The organism is Mycobacterium sp. 3519A (assembly GCF_900240945.1).
Lineage (GTDB): Bacteria > Actinomycetota > Actinomycetes > Mycobacteriales > Mycobacteriaceae > Mycobacterium.
Window position 1 is genome coordinate 2,210,405 of sequence record NZ_OESG01000014.1, and the last position, 20,026, is coordinate 2,230,430.

Genomic DNA, 20,026 nt, shown 5'->3' on the forward strand with positions numbered 1-20,026 from the left:
CACGCACGACCGCCGAGGGAGTCGTAGCGTGGTGTGGTGACCCAACCCCAAGATCTGCCCCGGACCGTTGGTGAGCTGAAGGCCGCCGGTCATCGCGAGCGGGGCGTCAAACAGGAAATCCGGGAGAACTTGCTGGCCGCGCTGGCCGAGGGCCGCGACCCGTGGCCCGGCATCCTCGGCTTCGAGGACACGGTGCTGCCGCAGCTGGAGCGCGCGCTGATCGCCGGACACGACGTGGTGCTGCTCGGTGAACGCGGCCAGGGCAAGACGCGCCTGCTGCGCGCGCTGGCCGGGCTGCTCGACGAGTGGACGCCGGTGATCGACGGCTCAGAACTCGGGGAGCATCCGTACACGCCGATCACGCCCGAGTCGATCCGGCGCGCCGCCACCCTGCAGGACGACCTGCCGGTGGCCTGGCGTCACCGCAGCGAGCGGTACACCGAGAAGCTGGCCACCCCCGACACCAGCGTGGCCGACCTGGTCGGCGACATCGACCCGATCAAGGTGGCCGAGGGCCGCAGCCTCGGCGACCCCGAGACCATCGCCTACGGCCTGATCCCGCGGGCGCACCGCGGCATCGTCGCCATCAACGAACTGCCCGACCTGGCCGAGCGCATCCAGGTGGCGATGCTGAACGTGATGGAGGAGCGCGACATTCAGGTCCGCGGCTACACGCTGCGGTTGCCGCTCGACGTCGTCGTGGTGGCCAGCGCCAACCCCGAGGACTACACCAACCGCGGCCGCATCATCACCCCGCTGAAGGACCGGTTCGGTGCGGAAATCCGCACCCACTATCCGCTGCAACTCGAGGCAGAGGTGGGCGTCATCAAGCAGGAGTCGCATCTGGCCGCAGAGGTGCCCGAGTATCTGCTGGCGGTGCTGGCCCGTTTCGCCCGCCATCTGCGCGAGTCGCACTCGATCGACCAACGCTCCGGCGTGTCGGCCCGTTTCGCCATCGCGGCCGCGGAGACCGTGGCCGCCGCCGCGCGGCATCGCTCCGCCGTTCTCGGTGAGTCCGATCCGGTGGCCCGGGTGTGCGACCTCGGCACCGTCATCGACGTGCTGCGCGGCAAGCTGGAGTTCGAGTCCGGTGAGGAGGGCCGCGAACAGGCGGTGCTCGAGCACCTGCTGCGCCGGGCCACCGCGGACACCGCGCAGCGGCTGCTCGGCGGCATCGACGTCGGGCCGCTGGTGACCGCCATCGAGAACGGCTCTGCCGTGACCACCGGCGAACGGGTCTCGGCGCGAGCGGTTTTGGACGCAGTGCCGGAGGTGCCCGCGATCGCCCAGGTGCAGCAGCGCCTCGACGCGAAGTCCGACGGCGAACGCGCCGCCGCGGTGGAGCTGGCGTTGGAGGCGCTGTATCTGGCCAAGCGCATCGACAAGGTGTCCGGCGAAGGTGAGACGGTATATGGCTAAACCCGGGCACGGGCACTCGTCGCGGTATTCGCGATACACCGGCGGGCCGGACCCGCTGGCGCCACCCGTCGACCTTCGCGAGGCGCTGGAGCAGATCGGCCAGGACGTGATGGAGGGCAGCTCGCCGCGGCGGGCGCTCTCGGAGCTGATGCGCCGCGGCACCAGGAACATGCGCGGCGCCGACCGGCTGGCCGCCGAAGCCAACCGTCGCCGCCGGGAGCTGTTGCAGCGCAACAATCTCGACGGCACGCTGCAGGAGATCAAGAAGCTGCTCGACGAAGCCGTGCTGGCCGAGCGCAAGGAATTGGCCCGCGCGCTGGACGACGACGCCAGGTTCAACGAGATGCGGATCGAGTCGCTGCCGTCGTCGCCCGCCAAGGCGGTGCAGGAGCTGTCCGACTACGACTGGCGCAGCTCCGAGGCGCGCGAAAAGTACGAGCAGATCAAGGATCTGCTCGGCCGCGAGATGCTGGATCAGCGGTTCGCCGGGATGAAGCAGGCGTTGGAGAACGCCACCGACGAGGACCGGCAGCGGGTCAACGAGATGCTCGACGACCTGAACGACTTGCTGGACAAGCACTCTCGCGGCGAGGACACCCAGCAGGATTTCGACGACTTCATGGCCAAGCACGGCGAGTTCTTCCCGGAGAATCCGCAGAACGTCGAGGAACTGCTCGACTCGCTGGCCCAGCGGGCGGCCGCGGCTCAGCGGTTCCGCAACAGCCTGTCGGCCGAACAGCGCGCCGAGCTGGATGCGTTGGCGCAGCAGGCGTTTGGCTCGCCGTCGTTGATGAACGCGCTCAACCGGTTGGACGCGCACCTGCAGGCGGCGCGACCGGGCGAGGACTGGACGGGCTCGTCACGTTTCTCGGGCGACAATCCGATGGGGATGGGCGAGGGAGCGCAGGCGATGGCCGACATCGCCGAACTCGAGCAGCTCGCAGAGGCACTGTCGCAGAGCTACGCGGGCGCCACCATGGAGGACGTCGACCTCGACATGCTGGTCCGACAGTTGGGTGAGGACGCGGCCGTCGACGCGAAGACACTGGCCGAACTCGAGCGGGCGCTGATGGACCAGGGCTTCCTGGACCGCGGCTCCGACGGGCAGTGGCGGCTGTCGCCGAAGGCGATGCGTCAGTTGGGTCAGACCGCGTTACGCGATGTGGCGCAACAGCTTTCAGGCAGGCACGGTGAGCGAGATACCCGCCGGGCGGGCGCCGCGGGGGAGTTGACCGGCGCGACGCGGCCGTGGGCGTTCGGCGACACCGAGCCGTGGAACGTGACGCGGACGCTGACGAATGCGGTGCTGCGGCAGGCCGGTACCGGAACGGCCGAGTTGCCGATGAAGATCACCGTCGACGATGTCGAGATCTCCGAGACCGAGACCCGCACACAGGCCGTGGTCGCGCTGCTGGTGGATACCTCGTTCTCGATGGTGATGGAGAATCGCTGGGTGCCGATGAAGCGCACGGCGCTGGCGCTCAATCATCTTGTCAGCACCCGGTTTAGGTCGGATGCGCTGCAGATCATCGCGTTCGGCCGCTACGCGCGCACGGTGACGGCGGCGGAACTCGCCGGGCTGGAGGGCGTCTACGAGCAGGGCACCAACCTGCACCACGCGTTGGCGTTGGCCGGGCGTCACCTGCGGCGTCACCCCAACGCCCAACCGGTGGTGCTCGTCGTCACCGACGGTGAACCGACCGCGCACCTCGAGGACTTCGACGGTGATGGGACGTCGGTGTTCTTCGACTACCCTCCGCATCCCCGCACGATCCAGCACACCGTCAAGGGATTCGACGACGTGGCCCGGTTGGGCGCTCAGGTGACGATCTTCCGGCTGGGCAGCGATCCGGGTCTGGCCCGGTTCATCGATCAGGTCGCACGCCGCGTCGAGGGCCGGGTGGTGGTGCCGGATCTGGACGGGTTGGGCGCGGCGGTTGTCGGCGACTATCTGCGGTCGCGTCGCCGCCGTTAGCCCAATTGTCGGACTCTCCCCCTACGCTTCGCGTGGGCGGTACCCCCACAACGCGGCTTTTCGCCGCTTGATCGTCGTCCGACTAGGTGTACCCGGACAGTAGGTTGGTCACAGTCGGCTGATGGGTGGTAGGCCACCGAGTGCACTGTGGCGGCGTTGAGTGTTGTAGTAGTTGAGCCAGGGTGCAAGGGCTGCGGCGCGTTGGGCGTTGGTGGCGAAGGTCTGTCGGTAGGCCCATTCGGTCTGCAAGGTGCGGTTGAGGCGCTCTACCTTGCCGTTTTGCCAGGGGCAGTGCGGTTTGATGAAGACCTGATGGGCGCCGATCTCTGCACAGACTTCGCGCAGTGAGTAGCGGTAGGCCCACGCGTTGTCGGTCATCACCCGCTCGATGGTGGTGATGCCGTGGCTGGAAAAGTTGGCTGCCGCGCGTCGCAGGAAGCCTGCGCAGGTGGCGCCTTTTTCGTCGGGCAAGATCTCGGAGTAGGCGAGCCGGGAATGATCATCGACAAGTGAGTGAACGAAGTCGAATCCGTTGCCATGCTTGCGTTCTCGATCCGGAGCGCGTCCTCGCCCATACGCTCGCCATCCACCGCCGTCGGGGATGCGGCCAAGTTTCTTGACATCCATGTGCACCAGTTCGCCTGGCCGGTCCCGTTCGTATCGAATGGCAGTGGACTTCGAGGCGCGGATTACCTGACCGGTCATCGGGTCGCAGTCACGCAAGTAGGGCACATGGCGCCGGTTCAGTACGCGCGACACCGTGCGGGCGCACACCCCGAGCTTGGCGCCGATTTCGTCCGGACCGCAGCGGTGGCGCCGGCGCCAGGCCACGATCTGGTTCTCAACGCCACGTGGCGTGCGGGTCGGGGTCGTGTGCGGCCGCGATGACCGGTCAGCAAGCCCGGCTTCGCCCTCGGACTCAAACCGGCTTATCCAGGTGTGCACGCACTTGCGTGACACTCCCATCGCTTTGGCGATATGGGCCTTAGCCCAGCCTGATTGATAGCGGCGCACCATCAGCAGGCGGCCATGAAACGTAGTACGGGCATTACGGTGGGACACGAGAACCTCCGGACGGTGGTGGACCTAGACAAGCCACACCCCACCCGGGGGTTCTCCTCACATCAAGCCGACACGCCTGCTACGAACGTCCGGTCCGGGTACAACTAGGCGGCCTTGCGCTTCTTACGCTTGACCCCGACGCTGCCCCACAGCGAGAAGCCGCGGATCCGCACGCACGGCGCGCCGGGGGAGCCTTCGCCGTTGACGTTCTGCTCGAACGTGCCCATCACCCCGACGCCGCGCAGATCGACGTTGACCTCCGGCGGCACCAGGATGGTCTGGCCACCCATGATCGAGTACGAGTGAATCTCCACCTCCGGTGAGGTGAAGTCGGCATACCTCAGATCGACCACGCCGCCGCCCCACAGGGCGAAGGTGGTCAAGCGTTTGGGCACGTTCCATCGACCCCGGCGCTCGAAGCCGCTCATGATCGCCAGCAACAGCGTCGACGGCGCGGGTCGGCACGGCCCGCCGCCACGTGCCCGGGTGACCGCACCGGGCAGGTCGGCACTGATCCGGTCGAGTTCGTCGTAGGTCTGCGCGGCATAGGCCTTGGTCAGCCGGTCTTCGTATTCGCTCAGCGGCAACCGACCCTGGGCGGCGGCGTCGGTGAGCAACTGCGCCACCTGGATCCGATCGGTGTCTGCAGCACGCATCGAACTGTTCCGCGGCGCTGGAGTGCTCATCGATATCGAGACTACGACTAACGCTGGCACATGCAAGGGCGTTGGCCAAACTGTGCTCTCGGCCATTCCGGCGAAGCTGCTAGATGAGCAAACTTATGCGTGTTCGGCCACGTATTCGGTGAAGCTGATGTTGCCCACCGGGTTGTCCGGAGCCAGGTTTGCGCCCGTCCGGTAGCCGGCCGCGATGCGCCCCGGCACCGGTACCTCCACCACCGGTCGGCGGCCATCGCGGGCACTGCGATAGATGCTGGCGAGTTCGGCGTGGGTGTGCACGGTGGGCCCGCCGATGTCGGGGGCTCGTCCTGCGGGTTCGGCGTCGATCAACTCGACAAGTCGGCCGGCGACGTCGCGGGTGTCGATGGGCTGGAACCGCACATCCTTGACCGCCAACAGCAGTGGGGAGAACCGCTGGATCGCGAACGTCATCTTGATCAGGTCGTGGAACTGGGTCGCTCGCAGCACGGTGTGACCGACCCCGGAGGCTTTCAGGGTCTGCTCTACGCGCAGCTTGGTTTTGTAGTACGGCAAAGGGATCCGGTCGATGCCGACGATCGACACGTAGATGATGTGATCAACGTCCGCCTTGCGCGCCGCTGTGATCAGGTTCTCGGTCGAGGTGATGTCCTTATCGGCGGTGCCCTGAGTGGCGCAGTGCACCACCACATTCACGCCGTCGACGGCGGCGTCGACGGCGGTGTTGGTCAACAGATCGCCCTGGGCCCAATGGACACCCGTGTAGCCGACGTGACTGCGTCGACTCATCGCGCGGACCTGATGTCCGGCGGCCGTCGCCGCGCCAACCAGCTTCCGGCCCAGTGTGCCGGTCGCACCGGTGACGAGGACGTTGCGGATCATCGGTCGCTTAGCCTACGCGGCCGAGCACAAGAAAACGGGCACCTGCGCGAATGTGCAAGTGCCCGTTGACTTATTGAGGACTACCCGAGGGTGGGTCCGCTCAGGAAGGTCTTCACGCTGTTGACGAAGGTCTTGGGCTGGTCCAAGATGCCCAGACCGTCGTTCGTTGAGGGATCGCCCGGAACCTCATCAGTCCCGTGCAGGAACGTGTTGATCTGGTTCACCGGGTTCACCGAGTCGATAAACGTTCCCGCCTGCCCCACTGCGATGCACACAAACCTGCCCTGCAACACCCTGAAGCTCGAGCAGTCCTCGGCCTGCGCCGGCGCGGCCGACATCAATCCAACAGCTCCGAGCGCGCCGATGCCACTGGCGGCCGCGGCGACAAGTATTCGCTTCATGAAGTCTCCCTTACTTCAGGCGGGCGCCCCGTACGCCCGTTTAGCCGACCCTAACCTCAGTTGAGGTTGCGTGTGCAACTGTTTGACGTTTACGTCAATAAGTTTACGTCCGCACGGCTAGCTTGGCTTACCCATATTTCTGGCAAGTTACTCTCAGGAGTCAGCAAAACGCGGGCGCCGCTTTTGCAGGAACGCCAGCATCCCTTCCCGCGCCTCCTCGGAGACGAACAGCCGCGCCGACTGCTCGGTCAGCTCGTCGGCTCGACGGTCGAACTCTTCCAGGATCCCGGCGGTGGTCAACGCCTTGGACTCGGCCAGGCCCTGCGGGGATGCCTTGGCGATCTCGGCGGTCAGTGTTGCGACCGTGGCTGCGACGTCGTCGGCCGCGAGGGTGATCAAACCCATGTCGGCGGCCCCGGCCGCCCCGAACTTCTCACCGGTGACGAAGTAACGGCCGGCGGCGCGCGCAGACATCTTCGGCAGCAACGTCAGCGAGATTATCGACGGCGCAACACCGATGCGCGCCTCCGTCAACGCGAACGTGCTGGCCTGTCCGGCGACCGCGATGTCGCACGCGCCGACCAGGCCGAGCCCGCCCGCCCGGACGTGCCCGTCGACCGCCGCGATCACCGGCACCGGCAACTCGAGGATCCGCCGCAGCAGTGCGGTGAGTTCACGGGCCCTGGACACCGCAAGCTCGCCGGGGTCGCGCCCGGCCGCCTCGGCCAGGTCCGCCCCCGCGCAGAACGTTCCGCCGGTGTGGTCGAGCACCACCGCCCGCACCCCGGACTCCTCGGTGGCTTCGGTGAAGGCCTGGTGCAACTGGTCGACCAGCCTCGTCGACAAGGCGTTGCGGTTGTCGGGCGAGTCGAGGGTGATCCGGGCGACGGATCCCTCGACGGCGTAGTGGACCAGGCTCGCCATCAGTACGACCGCGGCAGTCCGAGCGACGTCTGCGCGACGAAGTTCAGCACCATCTCCCGGCTCACCGGCGCGATGCGCGCCAACTTCGACGCGGTCACCGCCGCGGCAATGCCGTACTCCTTCGTCAGCCCGTTGCCGCCCAGCGACTGCACCGCCTGATCGACTGCGCGCACCGACGCTTCACCGGCGGCGTACTTGGCCATGTTCGCGGCCTCGGCCGCACCCGCATCGTCGCCCGCGTCGTACAGCGATGCGGCCTTCTGCATCATCAGCTTGGCGAGTTCGATCTCGATGTGGTTCTGCGCCAACGGATGCGACAGGCCCTGGTGCGCGCCGATCGGCGTCTTCCACACCTGCCGCGTCTTGACGTAGTCGACAGCCTTGTTGATCGCGAACCGGCCCATGCCCACCGCGCTGGCCGCGCCCATGATCCGCTCCGGGTTCAGCCCGGCGAACAGTTGCGCGATGGCCGCGTCCTCCGAACCGACCAGCGCATCCGACGGCAGCCGGACCTCGTCGAGGAAAACCTGGAACTGGCTCTCCGGCGTGACCAGTTCCATGTCGATCTTGGTCCAGGACAACCCTTTTGTGTCTGTCGGCACGATGAACAGCGCGGGTTTGAGGTTGCCGGATTTGTGGTCTTCGGTACGGCCGACGACCAGCACCGCCTGCGCTTGGTCGATGCCGGAGATGAACACCTTCTGGCCGGACAGGATCCAGTCGCCGCCGTCGCGGCGCGCCGTCGTGGTGATGCGGTGGCTGTTGGAGCCGGCGTCCGGTTCGGTGATCGCGAACGCCATCGTGGTCGAACCGTCGGCGATGCCGGGCAGCCACCGCTTCTTCTGCTCGTCGGTGCCGAACTTGGCGATGATGGTGCCGTTGATCGCGGGGGAGACCACCATCATCAGCAGCGGACAGCCCGCTGCCGACATCTCCTCCATCACCATCGACAGCTCGTACATGCCGGCACCGCCGCCGCCGTACTCCTCGGGCAGGTTGACCCCGATGAAGCCGAGTTTGCCTGCCTCGCTCCACAATTCGTCGGTGTGCTGGCCTGCCCGGGACTTCTCCAGGTAGTAGTCCTGGCCGTAGTTGGCCGCCATCGCAGCGACGGCCTTGCGCAAGGCCTGCTGTTCTTCGGTTTCGATGAAGCCTGTCATTGTGCGTCTCCTTGAGGGGTGTCCACGCGGGCAAGGACGGCGCCGACGTCGACCTGCTGGCCGGCCTCGACGTTGAGTTCGGCGAGCACACCGTCGCTCGGCGCGGTGACGGTGTGCTCCATTTTCATCGCCTCCAGCCAGATCAGGGGCTGGCCCGCCGTCACGGCGTCGCCCACCGCGGCGCCTACCCGCAGCACCGAGCCCGGCATGGGCGCCAGCAGCGAGCCCTGCGCGACGGCAGAGTCGGGGTCACCGAAGCGGGGCATGGCGACGAGTTGCACAGGGCCAAGCGCCGAGTCGACGAAGACGTCGGCGCCGTAGCGGGCCACGTCGAATGCGCGGTCCACGCCGTCGAACGACAGCACCACCCGGTCGGGGTGCGCGGTCACCAGTGTCACGCCGTTGTGGTTCGGCAGTTCCGCCCCGGCCCGGGTGAACCGGTAGCGCACCTCGTGTGTTTCACCGGCTGTGCTGTAGGACTTGGTCTGGTAACCGGAGGCCAGGTTGCGCCAGCCGCTCGGCGCCGCGCTGAATACCGTTGCGGCGCTGCGGTTGTGCGCCGCATCGGCGAGCGCAGCGGCCAGCGCAGACAGCTTGACGGCCGCGTCGTCGGCCAGTGGCGCGGCCAGTTCGGCCAACCCGTGGGTGTCGAAGAACGCGGTGTCGGTGGCGCCGTCGAGGAACGCCGGATGGCGCAGCACGTTCACCAGCAGATCGCGGTTGGTGCGCACGCCGTGGATGCGGGTGCGCGCCAGCGCGCCGGCGAGCACGGCCGACGCCTGGCGCCGGTTGGGCGCATACGAGATGACCTTGGCGATCATCGGGTCGTAGAACACCGACACCACTGAGCCGTCGACGACGCCGGTGTCCAGCCTGACGTTGGTGGGCACGTCGAAGTGATGCACCGTGCCCGCCTGGGGCTGCCAGCCCTTGGCCGGGTCTTCGGCGTACAACCGCGCTTCGATCGAATACCCGCGCGACGGCGGCGGTTCCGGGTCCAGGCGCCCGCCGTCGGCAACCTGCAGTTGCAGTTCGACCAGGTCGAGTCCGGTGGTCTCCTCGGTGACCGGGTGCTCGACCTGTAGTCGGGTGTTCATCTCGAGGAAGAAGAAGTCGCCGCGCTCGTCGGCCATGAACTCGACGGTGCCCGCGCCGGTGTATCCGATCGCGGTGGCGGCGAGCCTGGCGGCGTCGAACAGCTTGGCGCGCATCCCCGGGGTGCGCTCGACCAGCGGCGACGGCGCCTCCTCGATGATCTTCTGGTGGCGGCGCTGAATCGAGCATTCGCGTTCGCCGACCGACCACACGGTGCCGTGCTGATCGGCGAGCACCTGCACCTCGACGTGGTGGCCGGTGGCCAGGTAGCGCTCGCAGAACACCGTCGGATCGCCGAACGCCGACTGCGCCTCCCGGCGGGCGGCCTCCACTTGTGCTGACAGGTCGGACAATTCGCGGACCACCCGCATGCCGCGGCCACCGCCGCCCGCCGACGCCTTGATCAGCACCGGCAGCTGGTCGGCGGTCACGGTGTCCGGGTCGAGCTCCTCGAGCACCGGCACACCGGCGGCGGCCATCATCTTCTTGGCCTCGATCTTCGACCCCATCGCGGCGACCGCGGCGACGGGCGGCCCGATCCACGTGAGGCCCGCGTCGATCACCGCGGACGCGAAATCGGGGTTCTCCGAGAGGAATCCGTACCCCGGGTGGATCGCGTCGGCGCCCGCGGCGCGGGCGGCGTCGATCAACTGTGCGGCGTCGAGGTATCCGTTGCGGCCGTCGAGGCGCACCGCCGCGTCGGCCTCTGCCACGTGGGGGGACGCCGCGTCGGGTTCGGTGTACACCGCGACGGTGCCGATGCCCAACCTGCGGCAGGTGGTGAACACCCGGCGGGCGATCTCGCCGCGGTTGGCGACCAAAACTCGTGTGATCATTGGTGTCCTCCGCGATGCCGAACGTGAAGTTTTGTTCGAGTTTTCCGCGAAATGTCAGGCATAAGCTCACGTTCGGCCATGCGGGCTCACATCCGGAAGACGCCGAAGTTCGACGTCCCCTTGATCGGGCCATTGGCGATGGCGGACAGGCACATTCCGAGCACGGTGCGGGTGTCGCGCGGGTCGACGACGCCGTCGTCGTAGAGCATGCCGGACAACACCATCGGCAGTGACTCGGCTTCGATCTGGCCTTCGACGGCGGCCCGCATCGCGGCGTCCGCTTGCTCGTCGACCTGTTGGCCGCGGGCCTCGGCGGCCGCGCGGCTGACGATCGACAGCACGCCGGCCAGTTGCGCGCCGCCCATCACCGCGGATTTCGCGCTCGGCCACGCGAACAGGAAGCGCGGATCGTAGGCCCGTCCGCACATGCCGTAATGACCCGCGCCGTAGGAGGCGCCGATCAGCAGCGAGATGTGCGGGACTGTCGAGTTCGACACGGCGTTGATCATCATCGAGCCGTGCTTGATCATCCCGCCTTCCTCGTACTGCTTACCCACCATGTAGCCGGTGGTGTTGTGCAGGAACAGCAGTGGCGTGTCGGATCGGTTGGCGAGCTCGATGAACTGGGTGGCCTTCTGCGACTCCTCGGAAAACAGCACACCCCGGTGGTTGGCCAGGATGCCGATCGGATAGCCGTACAGCGTGGCCCAACCTGTCACCAGTGACGACCCGTAGAGCGCCTTGAACTCGTCGAACTCCGAACCGTCGACGATGCGGGCGATCACGTCGCGCGGATCGAACGGGATGCGCAGGTCCGACGGGACGATGCCGATCAGCTCTTCGGCGTCGAACAACGGCTCGGTGAACGGTCTCGGCGCCGGGCCCTGTTTGCGCCAGTTCAACCGGGCGACGATGCGGCGGCCGATCCGGATGGCGTCGAGTTCGTCGACAGCGAAGTAGTCGGCCAGACCAGAAGTGCGCGCGTGCATTTCGGCGCCGCCGAGCGACTCGTCGTCGGACTCCTCACCGGTGGCCATCTTCACCAGCGGTGGGCCGGCCAGGAACACCTTCGAGCGCTCCTTGATCATCACGACGTGGTCGGACATGCCGGGGATGTACGCACCGCCCGCCGTGGAATTGCCGAACACCAACGCGATGGTCGGGATGCCCGCAGCCGACAACCGGGTCAGGTCGCGGAAGCCTTGCCCGCCGGGGATGAAGATCTCCTTCTGGGTGGGCAGATCAGCACCACCCGACTCCACCAGGGAGATCAGCGGTAACCGGTTCTCCCGCGCAATCTGGTTGGCCCGCAACATCTTTTTCAAGGTCCACTGATTGCTGGTGCCGCCCTTGACGGTCGGGTCGTTCGCGACGAGCACGCACTCGACACCCTCCACCGCGCCGATGCCCGTGACGACGCTTGCCCCGACGGCGAATTGGCTGCCGTAGCCGGCCAACGGGCTCAGTTCGAGGAACGGCGAATCGGGATCGAGCAGCATCTCGATGCGCTCGCGAGCGGTCATCTTGCCGCGGTCGTGATGACGCTTGACGTATTTCTCGCCGCCACCCGCAAGCGCCTTGGCGTGCTCGGCGTCGAGTTCGGCGAGCTTGGCCGTCATCGCTTCCGCCGCTTCGGTGTAACCGGGTGAGGCGGCGTCGAGGGTGGAACGCAGTGCGGTCACGACTGGTAGCCCAGCATCTTCGCGGCCAGCGAAGTGAGGATCTCGGTGGTGCCCCCACCGATGCCGATGATGCGCATGTCGCGATACTGCCGTTCGACCTCGGACTCGGTCATGTAGCCCATGCCGCCGAACAACTGCACCGCCTGGTTCGCCACCCACTCGCCCGCCTCGACGGCGGTGTTCTTCGCGAAACACACCTCGGCGATCAGGTTCGTCTCGCCCGCCAGTTGGCGCTCGACGACATGGTGGGTGTACACCCGTGCCACGTCGATGCGCCTGGCCATCTCGGAGAGAGTGTTCTGCACCGATTGCCGCGAGATCAACGGCTTGCCGAAGGTTTCCCGGTTGCGGCACCACTCGACGGTCAGGTCGAGGCACCGCTGTGCGCTCGAATAGGCCTGCGCGGCAAGGCCGACGCGCTCGGACACGAACGCCGAGGCGATCTGGAGGAAACCGGTGTTCTCGGCGCCGACCAGGTTCGCCGCAGGCACCCGAACGTCGGTGTAGGACAACTCGGCGGTGTCAGACGACCGCCAGCCCATCTTGTCGAGCTTGCGGCTGACTTGCAGACCAGGTGAGGATCCCAGTCCGTCTTTATCCACGACGATCAACGAAACCCCTGCGGCGCCTGGGCCGCCGGTGCGGGCGGCGGTCACGACGTAGTCGGCGCGCACACCCGAGGTGATGTAGGTCTTGGCGCCGTTGATGATGTAGTCGTCCCCGTCGCGGACGGCCCGCGTGGTGAGGTGGCCGACGTCGGAACCGCCGCCGGGCTCGGTGATGGCCAGGCTGCCGATCAGCTCGCCCCGCAACGTCGGCCGCACGTATGTGTCAATCAACCGCTGGTCGCCGGAGGCGATCATGTGCGGCACCGCGATCCCGCAGGTGAACAGCGAGGCGAACACCCCGCCCGGTGAACCGGCGTAATGCATTTCCTCGCAGATGATCACGGCGTCGGCGCCGTCGCCGCCCGCACCGCCCACCGCTTCCGGCTGCCCGGCGCCGAGCAACCCGAGGTCACCCGCCTTGCGATGCAACTCGCGCGGCAGTTCGCCCGACCGCTCCCACTCGTCGACGTGCGGGAGGACTTCGCGTTCGGCGAAGCCGCGCACCGTCTTTCGCAACTGCTCGCGCTCAGGGGTGTTCCGAATGCTCATAGAATATTCTCCGGGATGTCGATGGTTCGGCTGCGCAGCCACTCGCCGAGGCCTTTGGCCTGCGGGTCGAACCGCGCCTGATAGGCGACGCCCTGCCCGAGCAGACCGTCGATGACAAAGTTCACGGCCCACAGGTTGGGCAGCACATGGCGGGTGACGGGCAGATCCGCTGTCTCAGGGAGCAATTCGCGCAGCTTCTCGACGGTCAACGTATGCGCCAGCCACCGCCAGTGCTGCTCGCGGCGGACCCACACCCCGACATTCGCGGAGCCGCCTTTGTCGCCGCTGCGCGCGCCTGCGATCCGACCGAGCGGCACCCGGCGCGTCTCGCCGAACGGCAACGGCTCGGGGAGCGCGAACGGCGGTACCGGCGCAAGCTCCAGCGTCTGGGTGGGCGCGGTGATGTCCACCCGGGTGCCGTCGGCGTGCACGGCGACGTGCGGCACCTCGGTGGCGTCGACGTATCCCGGGGTGAACACCCCGTACACCTGACCGTCGCCCGGCGGTGCGGTGCTGGTGAATCCCGGATAGCTGGCCAGCGCGAGTTCGACTGCTGCGGAAGAGAATTGGCGTCCGACAGTCTTGGGGTCGGGGTCGCGGACGACGCACCGCAGTAGCGCGCTGGCCGTCTCTTCGGTGTCGGCGTCGGCGTGATCGGTGCGCGCCAGTGTCCACTCCATCTCGGCGGGCTTGACCGTCAGGCTGGTTTCCAGTTGCCTGCGCACCAGGTCGGCCTTGGCCTCGATGTCCAACCCGGTCAACACCAACGCCATCTCGTTGCGGAATCCGCCGATGCTGTTCAGCGACACCTTCAGCGTCGGTGGTGGCGGCTCGCCCTTTACCCCGCTGATCCGCACCCGGTCGGGTCCGTCGTCGGACAGTTCGATGGTGTCCACCCGCAACGTCACATCGGGATTCGCGTAACGCGCACCGCCGATCTCGTACAGCAACTGGGCCGTCACCGTGCCCACCGTCACCGCGCCGCCGGTGCCGGGATGCTTGGTGATCACCGACGAGCCGTCGGCATGGATCTCCGCCAAGGGAAAACCGGGATGGGTCAGGTCGGCGAGTTCGGTGAAGAAGGCGTAATTTCCGCCGGTGGCCTGCGCGCCGCATTCGATGACGTGGCCTGCGGCCACCGCGCCTGCAAGTGCGTCGTAGTTCGAGGGTTCCCAACCGAAGTGGGCTGCGGCGGGCCCGACGATCACCGACGCATCGGTGACGCGGCCGGTCACCACCACGTCGGCGCCGTCGCGTAGGCAGTCGGCGATGCCCCAGGCGCCGAGATAGGCGTTGGCCGCCAACACCGACCCGAACCCCAACTCCTCGGCGCGCCCCACCAGGTCGTCGCCCTCGACGTGCGCCACGTTGACCGTCAGACCGAGTCGCTCGGCCAGTGCCCGCACCGCGGTGGCCAACCCGGCGGGGTTCAGCCCGCCCGCATTGGCGACGATCCGCACGCCCTTGTCGAGTGCCAGCCCGAGGCAGTCCTCGAGCTGGATCAGGAAGGTTTTGGCGTAGCCGCGCTCGGGTGAGCGGGCCCGGTCGCGGGCCAGGATCAGCATGGTCAGCTCGGCGAGATAGTCGCCGGTCAGGTAATCGAGATCGCCGCCCGTGAGCATCTCGCGCATGGCGGCAAGCCGGTCGCCGTAGAACCCCGAGCAGTTGCCGATGCGCACCGCATTCAGCGATGAGGCCACGCGCTCTCCCGTCGTCGTCATCGACCCAACCAACCGGTAGGTTAGACGGTACCTCCGGTTTCGCGTCAAGGCGTTCCCTGTTTTGGAGCCTATGCAGCTCACCGGCTATCCTGAAGAGCAATTGCGACGCCGGATCATGCGTGGCGCGCACTTTGTACCCCTTATAAAGGAGAGCTCGATCATGGCTGTGCCCAAGCGCAGGATGTCGCGCGCGAACACCCGTAGCCGGCGCGCGCAGTGGAAAGCCAAGCGTCCCGAACTGGTCAACGTGACCGTCGCCGGTCAGCAGCACAAGGTGCCGCGGCGCCTGCTCAAGGCCGCCCGCCTCGGCCTGATCGACCTCGACCGCCGCTAACTGTGGACGCGCGCCCGGCGCAATGTCGCCGGTCAAGCCGGCTCCGCGGCGCGCCTCTCAGGCCAGTCTCAGGTGATAGATAGACACTGTGGCTGTGCGCATACTTGTCGTCGACGATGATCGCGCTGTGCGCGAATCTCTGCGCCGGTCGCTTTCGTTCAACGGATATTCGGTGGAATTGGCCCAGGACGGCCGCGAAGCCCTGGACGCGATCGCCAACGACCGGCCCGACGCCCTCGTCCTCGACGTGATGATGCCGAGGCTGGACGGCCTCGAGGTGTGCCGTCAGCTTCGCAGCACCGGCGACGACCTGCCGATCCTGGTGCTCACCGCTCGCGATTCGGTCTCCGAACGCGTCGCAGGCCTCGACGCGGGCGCCGACGACTATCTGCCCAAGCCGTTCGCGCTGGAGGAACTGCTGGCGCGGATGCGCGCGCTGCTGCGCAGGACCACGCCCGACGACGGTGCGGAGTCGCCCGCGCTGACCTTCTCGGATCTGTCCCTGGACCCGGTGACGCGCGAAGTCACCCGTGGCGACCGGCCGATCAGCCTGACCCGCACCGAGTTCGCGTTGCTGGAGATGCTGATCGCCAATCCGCGCCGGGTGCTCACCCGTAGCCGCATCCTCGAGGAGGTCTGGGGATTCGACTTCCCGACGTCCGGCAATGCCCTCGAGGTGTACGTCGGGTATCTGCGCCGCAAGACCGAAGCCGAAGGAGAGCCGCGACTGATCCACACCGTGCGCGGGGTGGGTTACGTGTTGCGTGAAACACCGCCCTGATGTCAGCCCAGAAGTTCGGGTTCAGGCCGCGCGTGAAGTCGCGGCCGCCAGTTGCCACGGCCAGCTCGTTGTCGCTGCGTTGGCGCGTCATGCTGCTCGCGATGTCGATGGTGGCAATGGTCGTGGTGCTGATGGCGGTCGCGGTCTACGCGGTGGTCTCCCGTGCGCTCTACGACGACATCGACAACCAGTTGCACAGCCGGGCACGGCTGCTGATCGAAAGCGGCTCACTGGCCGCCGACCCCGGTAAGGCCATCGAGGGCACCGCGTACTCGGACGTCAACGCGATGCTGGTCAATCCGGGCCGGTCGATCTACACGGCCAACCAGGAGGGGCAGACGCTGCCGCTCGGCGAGCCCGAGAAAGACGTCGTACAAGGCGAATTGCTGATGTCGCTGCGGACCGTCAACCATCAGCGGGTGTTGGCGCTGCACCTGACCAACGGCAGTTCGCTGTTGATCTCCAAGAGCCTGGCGCCCACCAGCCAGGTGCTCAAGCGACTGGGCACGGTGTTGCTGATCGTCGGAGGCCTCGGCGTGGTGGTGGCCGCGATGGCCGGTGGGGCGGTGGCCCGCGCCGGGCTCAGACCGGTGGCCAGGCTGACCGAGGCCGCCGAACGGGTGGCCAGGACCGACGATCTGCGGCCCATCCCGGTGTTCGGCAGCGACGAGCTTGCCCGCCTCACAGAGGCTTTCAACATGATGTTGCGCGCGCTGGCCGAGTCCCGCGAGCGGCAGGCCCGGTTGGTCACCGATGCGGGCCATGAGCTGCGCACCCCGTTGACGTCGTTGCGCACCAACGTCGAATTGCTGATGGCGTCGATGGCCCCCGGCGCGCCGCGGCTGCCCGAGGAGGAGATGGCCGAGCTGCGCGCCGACGTGATCGCGCAGATCGAGGAGTTGTCCACGCTGGTGGGCGACCTGGTGGACCTGACCCGCGACGAGGCGGGCGCGGTGGTCCACGAGCCCGTCGACATGTCCGAGGTGGTGGACCGCTCGCTGGAGCGAGTTCGGCGGCGCCGCAACGACATTGAGTTCGACGTCTCCGCCATCGGGTGGCAGGTCTACGGCGACGGCGGCGGTCTGGCCCGCGCCGTGCTCAACCTGCTCGACAACGCCGCGAAGTGGAGCCCACCCGGTGGACGGGTCGTGGTCCGGCTCACGCAGATCGACCCGGTGCACGCCGAGTTGGTGGTGTCGGACTTCGGGCCTGGCATACCGCCGCAGGAGAGGCGGCTGGTGTTCGAGCGGTTCTACCGCTCGACGTCGGCGCGGGCGATGCCGGGTTCGGGCCTCGGGTTGGCGATCGTGAAACAGGTTGTCGTCAAACACGGCGGCTCGCTGCGGGTCGAGGACACGGTGCCCGGTGGCCAACCGCCGGGCACGTCGATCCACGTGGTGCTGCCCGGTCGGCCGCTTCCCGCGACACACCCCATCGATGCCGACCAACCGGTGGTCAGCGCCGAGAATGCTTGATGGGCACGCGTTGTACAACGGGGGGAAGTCTGGGCATGTCCCGAAAGTTCTCTAAGTGGATTCTCAGCCCAACTGGGCACCCTGAGCCTGTATGTGTCGTTGCTAAAGATGTCGGAACCTACTCCAGGAAGAGCACCGCAGCCACATGACGAACCACCCGAGGTACTCGCCTCCGCCACAGCCGGGACACCGCCAGGGCGGCCATGAGCAGCACGCGGCGCCCGGATACCCCGGTGCACACCGGCCCGGTCCGTATCAGCAGCCCCAGCAGCCGTATGACTGGCGCTACGCGACGCAGCAGCAGTTCCGCACGCACTACGACCCGTACCGCGGCGCGCCGCAGTCCTCCACCATGTCGATGCCGCAGCCACCCCAAAAGCGTTCGCGCGCAGGAGCTTTGACCGCGGGAGCGATCGCCGTCGCGATCGTCTCCGCCGGCATCGGCGGCGGCGTCGCGTTGCTGGCACAGCCGGACCGCCCGTCGGCGGCCTCGAGTGTCACCGGCGCTGCGCCCAGCGTGCCCGCGGCCAGCCTGCCCGCAGGCTCGGTCGAGCAGGTGGCGGCCAAGGTGGTGCCCAGCGTCGTCAAGCTCGAAGTCGATCTCGGCAGGCAGTCCGAGGAGGGTTCCGGCATCATCCTGTCCTCGGACGGCCTGATCCTGACCAACAACCACGTCGTCGCCGCCGCCCAGACCGGCCCCGGCGCACCACCGCTGCCCCCTGGCCTCGGCGGTCCCAGCGGCGGCCCGGCGGGCGCGCAGACGAAGGTCACCTTCGCCGACGGCCGCACCACCATGTTCACGGTGGTCGGCACCGACCCGAGCAGTGACATCGCGGTGGTGCGCGCCAAGGATGCGTCGAATCTGACGCCGATCACGCTCGGTTCGTCGGCAAATCTGCGGGTCGGCCAGGATGTGGTTGCCGTCGGTTCGCCGCTCGGCCTTGAAGGCACGGTCACCACCGGCATCATCAGCGCACTGAACCGGCCGGTGGCCGCGGGCGGCGACGCGCAGAACCAGAACACCGTGCTCGACGCCATCCAGACCGACGCCGCGATCAACCCGGGTAACTCCGGCGGCGCGCTGGTCAACATGAACGGCGAGCTGATCGGCGTGAACTCCGCCATCGCCACCCTGGGCGCCGACGCGGGCAACCAGGGCGGGCAGAGCGGCTCCATCGGGCTTGGTTTCGCGATCCCGGTCGACCAGGCCAAGCGGATCGCCGACGAGCTGATCCAGAACGGCACCGCGTCGCACGCCTCACTGGGCGTCCAGGTCGGCAACGACTCGGCCGTGGACGGCGCGAAGATCGTCGAGGTCACCAATGGCGGCGCGGCGGCTGCCGCGGGCCTGCCCAGCGGTGTCGTGGTGACCAAGGTGGACGACCGGGTGATCGGCAGCGCCGACGCGCTGGTGGCAGCCGTGCGATCGAAGGCGCCCGGCGACAAGGTCACGCTGACCTACCTGGATCAGTCGGGTAAGCCGCAGACCGTCCAGGTCACTCTCGGTAAGGCGCAGCAGTGAGCATCACGGTGGGGCCGACGGGATCGCCCACTCTCAGAGTGGCCGCGCCGCTGTCCCTTCCGGCATATACGGTTGCACTCATGGAACAGCCAGGGGAGTTGGTGGGCCGGGCGTTGGTTGTCGTCGTCGATGACCGCACCGCTCATGGCGAGGAAGACCACAGCGGACCGTTGGTGACCGAGCTGCTCGGTGAGGCGGGCTTCGTGGTCGACGGCGTCGTGGTGGTCTCCTCCGACGAAGTGGAGATCCGCAACGCGCTCAACACGGCCGTCATCGGGGGCGTGGACCTCGTGGTGTCGGTGGGCGGCACCGGTGTCACCCCGCGTGACGTCACCCCTGAGGCGACTCGTGATCTGTTGGATCGCGAACTGCTCGGCATCTCCGAGGCCCTGCGGGCGTCGGGCCTTTCGGCCGGCATCGTCGATGCCGGCGTATCGCGTGGGCTTGCCGGCATCTCCGGCAGCACCCTCGTGGTTAACCTCGCGGGCTCCCGCGCCGCCGTTCGCGACGGCATGGCGACGCTGAATCCGTTGGCCGTCCAGATCATCGGCCAGCTATCCAGCTTGGAGATCTAACCAGATTGGTCTCACTGCGGTTCCGCTGCCGCGACGCTCATTCGGCGTCGTGGTCGGTGGCGGGACGCTTCGTGCAAATTTCCACGCCGTACCGGCGGTTACAAGCATGTGAATCGTCATCCGTTCGGGAATGTGATCTTCGTCACACAGGAATGCCATTGTGACTGATCCTTCATAGCGCACCCGAGATGCAGTTAACAAGATCTTCGGGGATCCGTTGCGCGAGTTATCCGTTGACGAGGCGAACACTTTTTCGCCGGACGAAGCCGCTGAGCATGACCAGTGGTTGCGGGACAATATTCCGCCTCACCATGATTGACCTGTGATTTCCCTTTAAGCGCGGAAAATGCCAGGTGGTCGGCGGCA

At 67.4% G+C, this 20,026-nt stretch carries 17 protein-coding genes; 7 read left to right on the top strand and 10 right to left on the bottom strand.

Annotated features, from left to right (window positions below):
- Window positions 1-36: 36 nt before the first annotated feature.
- Window positions 37-1,419, top strand: a complete 1,383-nt coding sequence (locus C1A30_RS31905) for a sigma 54-interacting transcriptional regulator (RefSeq protein WP_200828480.1) — start codon at window positions 37-39, stop codon at window positions 1,417-1,419.
- Window positions 1,412-3,394 (top strand): VWA domain-containing protein, encoded by a 1,983-nt coding sequence (locus C1A30_RS31910; protein ID WP_101952200.1) that lies wholly within the window; start codon window positions 1,412-1,414, stop codon window positions 3,392-3,394. Before C1A30_RS31905 ends, C1A30_RS31910 begins: the two co-directional genes overlap by 8 nt.
- Before the next feature lie 108 nt (window positions 3,395-3,502).
- Here the strand turns inward: C1A30_RS31910 and C1A30_RS31915 are convergent, their stop codons facing one another.
- The 10 genes from C1A30_RS31915 to C1A30_RS31960 form a co-directional block, all read right to left on the bottom strand.
- Window positions 3,503-4,456: an IS481 family transposase gene (locus C1A30_RS31915; RefSeq protein ID WP_101949618.1), complete on the bottom strand. Its 954-nt coding sequence runs from the start codon at window positions 4,454-4,456 to the stop codon at window positions 3,503-3,505.
- Between the two features lie 104 nt (window positions 4,457-4,560).
- Window positions 4,561-5,142, bottom strand: a complete 582-nt coding sequence (locus C1A30_RS31920) for a DUF1707 domain-containing protein (RefSeq protein ID WP_101952201.1) — start codon at window positions 5,140-5,142, stop codon at window positions 4,561-4,563.
- A 93-nt stretch (window positions 5,143-5,235) separates the two neighbouring features.
- Entirely contained in the window at window positions 5,236-5,997 is a 762-nt protein-coding gene (locus C1A30_RS31925) for an SDR family oxidoreductase (RefSeq protein WP_101952202.1), read from the bottom strand.
- Between the two features lie 80 nt (window positions 5,998-6,077).
- Window positions 6,078-6,398 (bottom strand): hypothetical protein, encoded by a 321-nt coding sequence (locus tag C1A30_RS31930; protein WP_142392693.1) that lies wholly within the window; start codon window positions 6,396-6,398, stop codon window positions 6,078-6,080.
- Window positions 6,399-6,551: 153 nt separating this feature from the next.
- Window positions 6,552-7,322, bottom strand: a complete 771-nt coding sequence (locus tag C1A30_RS31935; RefSeq protein WP_101952204.1) for an enoyl-CoA hydratase family protein — start codon at window positions 7,320-7,322, stop codon at window positions 6,552-6,554.
- The gene (locus tag C1A30_RS31940) at window positions 7,322-8,482 is read right to left on the bottom strand and encodes an acyl-CoA dehydrogenase family protein (protein WP_101952205.1); all 1,161 of its coding nucleotides are present in this window, start codon (window positions 8,480-8,482) and stop codon (window positions 7,322-7,324) included. The genes C1A30_RS31935 and C1A30_RS31940 overlap by 1 nt, the downstream gene beginning before the upstream one ends.
- Window positions 8,479-10,413: a biotin carboxylase N-terminal domain-containing protein gene (locus C1A30_RS31945; protein ID WP_101952206.1), complete on the bottom strand. Its 1,935-nt coding sequence runs from the start codon at window positions 10,411-10,413 to the stop codon at window positions 8,479-8,481. The genes C1A30_RS31940 and C1A30_RS31945 overlap by 4 nt, the downstream gene beginning before the upstream one ends.
- A gap of 86 nt (window positions 10,414-10,499) precedes the next feature.
- Entirely contained in the window at window positions 10,500-12,032 is a 1,533-nt protein-coding gene (locus C1A30_RS31950; protein ID WP_200828577.1) for an acyl-CoA carboxylase subunit beta, read from the bottom strand.
- A 59-nt stretch (window positions 12,033-12,091) separates the two neighbouring features.
- Window positions 12,092-13,252, bottom strand: coding sequence for an acyl-CoA dehydrogenase family protein (locus C1A30_RS31955; RefSeq protein WP_101952208.1), 1,161 nt, complete (start codon window positions 13,250-13,252; stop codon window positions 12,092-12,094).
- A complete protein-coding gene (locus tag C1A30_RS31960; RefSeq protein ID WP_200828578.1) occupies window positions 13,249-14,931 on the bottom strand; it encodes an acyclic terpene utilization AtuA family protein in 1,683 nt (560 codons plus the stop codon). Before C1A30_RS31960 ends, C1A30_RS31955 begins: the two co-directional genes overlap by 4 nt.
- 202 nt (window positions 14,932-15,133) lie before the next feature.
- Here C1A30_RS31960 and rpmF point away from each other — a divergent pair, with 202 nt between their 5' ends.
- The 5 genes from rpmF (at window position 15,134) to C1A30_RS31985 (ending at window position 19,660) form a co-directional block, all read left to right on the top strand.
- The gene (gene rpmF, locus C1A30_RS31965) at window positions 15,134-15,307 is read left to right on the top strand and encodes a 50S ribosomal protein L32 (protein ID WP_067811989.1); all 174 of its coding nucleotides are present in this window, start codon (window positions 15,134-15,136) and stop codon (window positions 15,305-15,307) included.
- A gap of 94 nt (window positions 15,308-15,401) precedes the next feature.
- Complete coding sequence (locus tag C1A30_RS31970; protein ID WP_101952210.1) at window positions 15,402-16,088, top strand: response regulator transcription factor; 687 nt, start codon at window positions 15,402-15,404, stop codon at window positions 16,086-16,088.
- A complete protein-coding gene (locus C1A30_RS31975; protein ID WP_235010293.1) occupies window positions 16,088-17,563 on the top strand; it encodes a HAMP domain-containing sensor histidine kinase in 1,476 nt (491 codons plus the stop codon). The genes C1A30_RS31970 and C1A30_RS31975 overlap by 1 nt, the downstream gene beginning before the upstream one ends.
- A 145-nt stretch (window positions 17,564-17,708) precedes the next feature.
- Complete coding sequence (locus tag C1A30_RS31980; protein WP_101952211.1) at window positions 17,709-19,085, top strand: S1C family serine protease; 1,377 nt, start codon at window positions 17,709-17,711, stop codon at window positions 19,083-19,085.
- 80 nt (window positions 19,086-19,165) lie between these two features.
- A complete protein-coding gene (locus C1A30_RS31985; protein ID WP_067811985.1) occupies window positions 19,166-19,660 on the top strand; it encodes a molybdenum cofactor biosynthesis protein B in 495 nt (164 codons plus the stop codon).
- The last annotated feature ends 366 nt before the right edge of the window (window positions 19,661-20,026 follow it).

Excerpts from the sequence above, each read along its gene's own strand:
- C1A30_RS31910 (WP_101952200.1), top strand. The coding sequence starts at position 1,412 with ATGGCTAAACCCGGGCACGGGCACTCGTCGCGGTATTCGCGATACACC.
- C1A30_RS31925 (WP_101952202.1), bottom strand. The coding sequence starts at position 5,997 with ATGATCCGCAACGTCCTCGTCACCGGTGCGACCGGCACACTGGGCCGG.
- C1A30_RS31940 (WP_101952205.1), bottom strand. The coding sequence starts at position 8,482 with ATGACAGGCTTCATCGAAACCGAAGAACAGCAGGCCTTGCGCAAGGCC.
- C1A30_RS31975 (WP_235010293.1), top strand. The coding sequence starts at position 16,088 with ATGTCAGCCCAGAAGTTCGGGTTCAGGCCGCGCGTGAAGTCGCGGCCG.
- C1A30_RS31935 (WP_101952204.1), bottom strand. The coding sequence starts at position 7,322 with ATGGCGAGCCTGGTCCACTACGCCGTCGAGGGATCCGTCGCCCGGATC.
- C1A30_RS31920 (WP_101952201.1), bottom strand. The coding sequence starts at position 5,142 with ATGAGCACTCCAGCGCCGCGGAACAGTTCGATGCGTGCTGCAGACACC.
- C1A30_RS31945 (WP_101952206.1), bottom strand. The coding sequence starts at position 10,413 with ATGATCACACGAGTTTTGGTCGCCAACCGCGGCGAGATCGCCCGCCGG.
- C1A30_RS31980 (WP_101952211.1), top strand. The coding sequence starts at position 17,709 with ATGACGAACCACCCGAGGTACTCGCCTCCGCCACAGCCGGGACACCGC.
- C1A30_RS31955 (WP_101952208.1), bottom strand. The coding sequence starts at position 13,252 with ATGAGCATTCGGAACACCCCTGAGCGCGAGCAGTTGCGAAAGACGGTG.
- C1A30_RS31930 (WP_142392693.1), bottom strand. The coding sequence starts at position 6,398 with ATGAAGCGAATACTTGTCGCCGCGGCCGCCAGTGGCATCGGCGCGCTC.
- C1A30_RS31985 (WP_067811985.1), top strand. The coding sequence starts at position 19,166 with ATGGAACAGCCAGGGGAGTTGGTGGGCCGGGCGTTGGTTGTCGTCGTC.
- rpmF (WP_067811989.1), top strand. The coding sequence starts at position 15,134 with ATGGCTGTGCCCAAGCGCAGGATGTCGCGCGCGAACACCCGTAGCCGG.
- C1A30_RS31950 (WP_200828577.1), bottom strand. The coding sequence starts at position 12,032 with ATGACGGCCAAGCTCGCCGAACTCGACGCCGAGCACGCCAAGGCGCTT.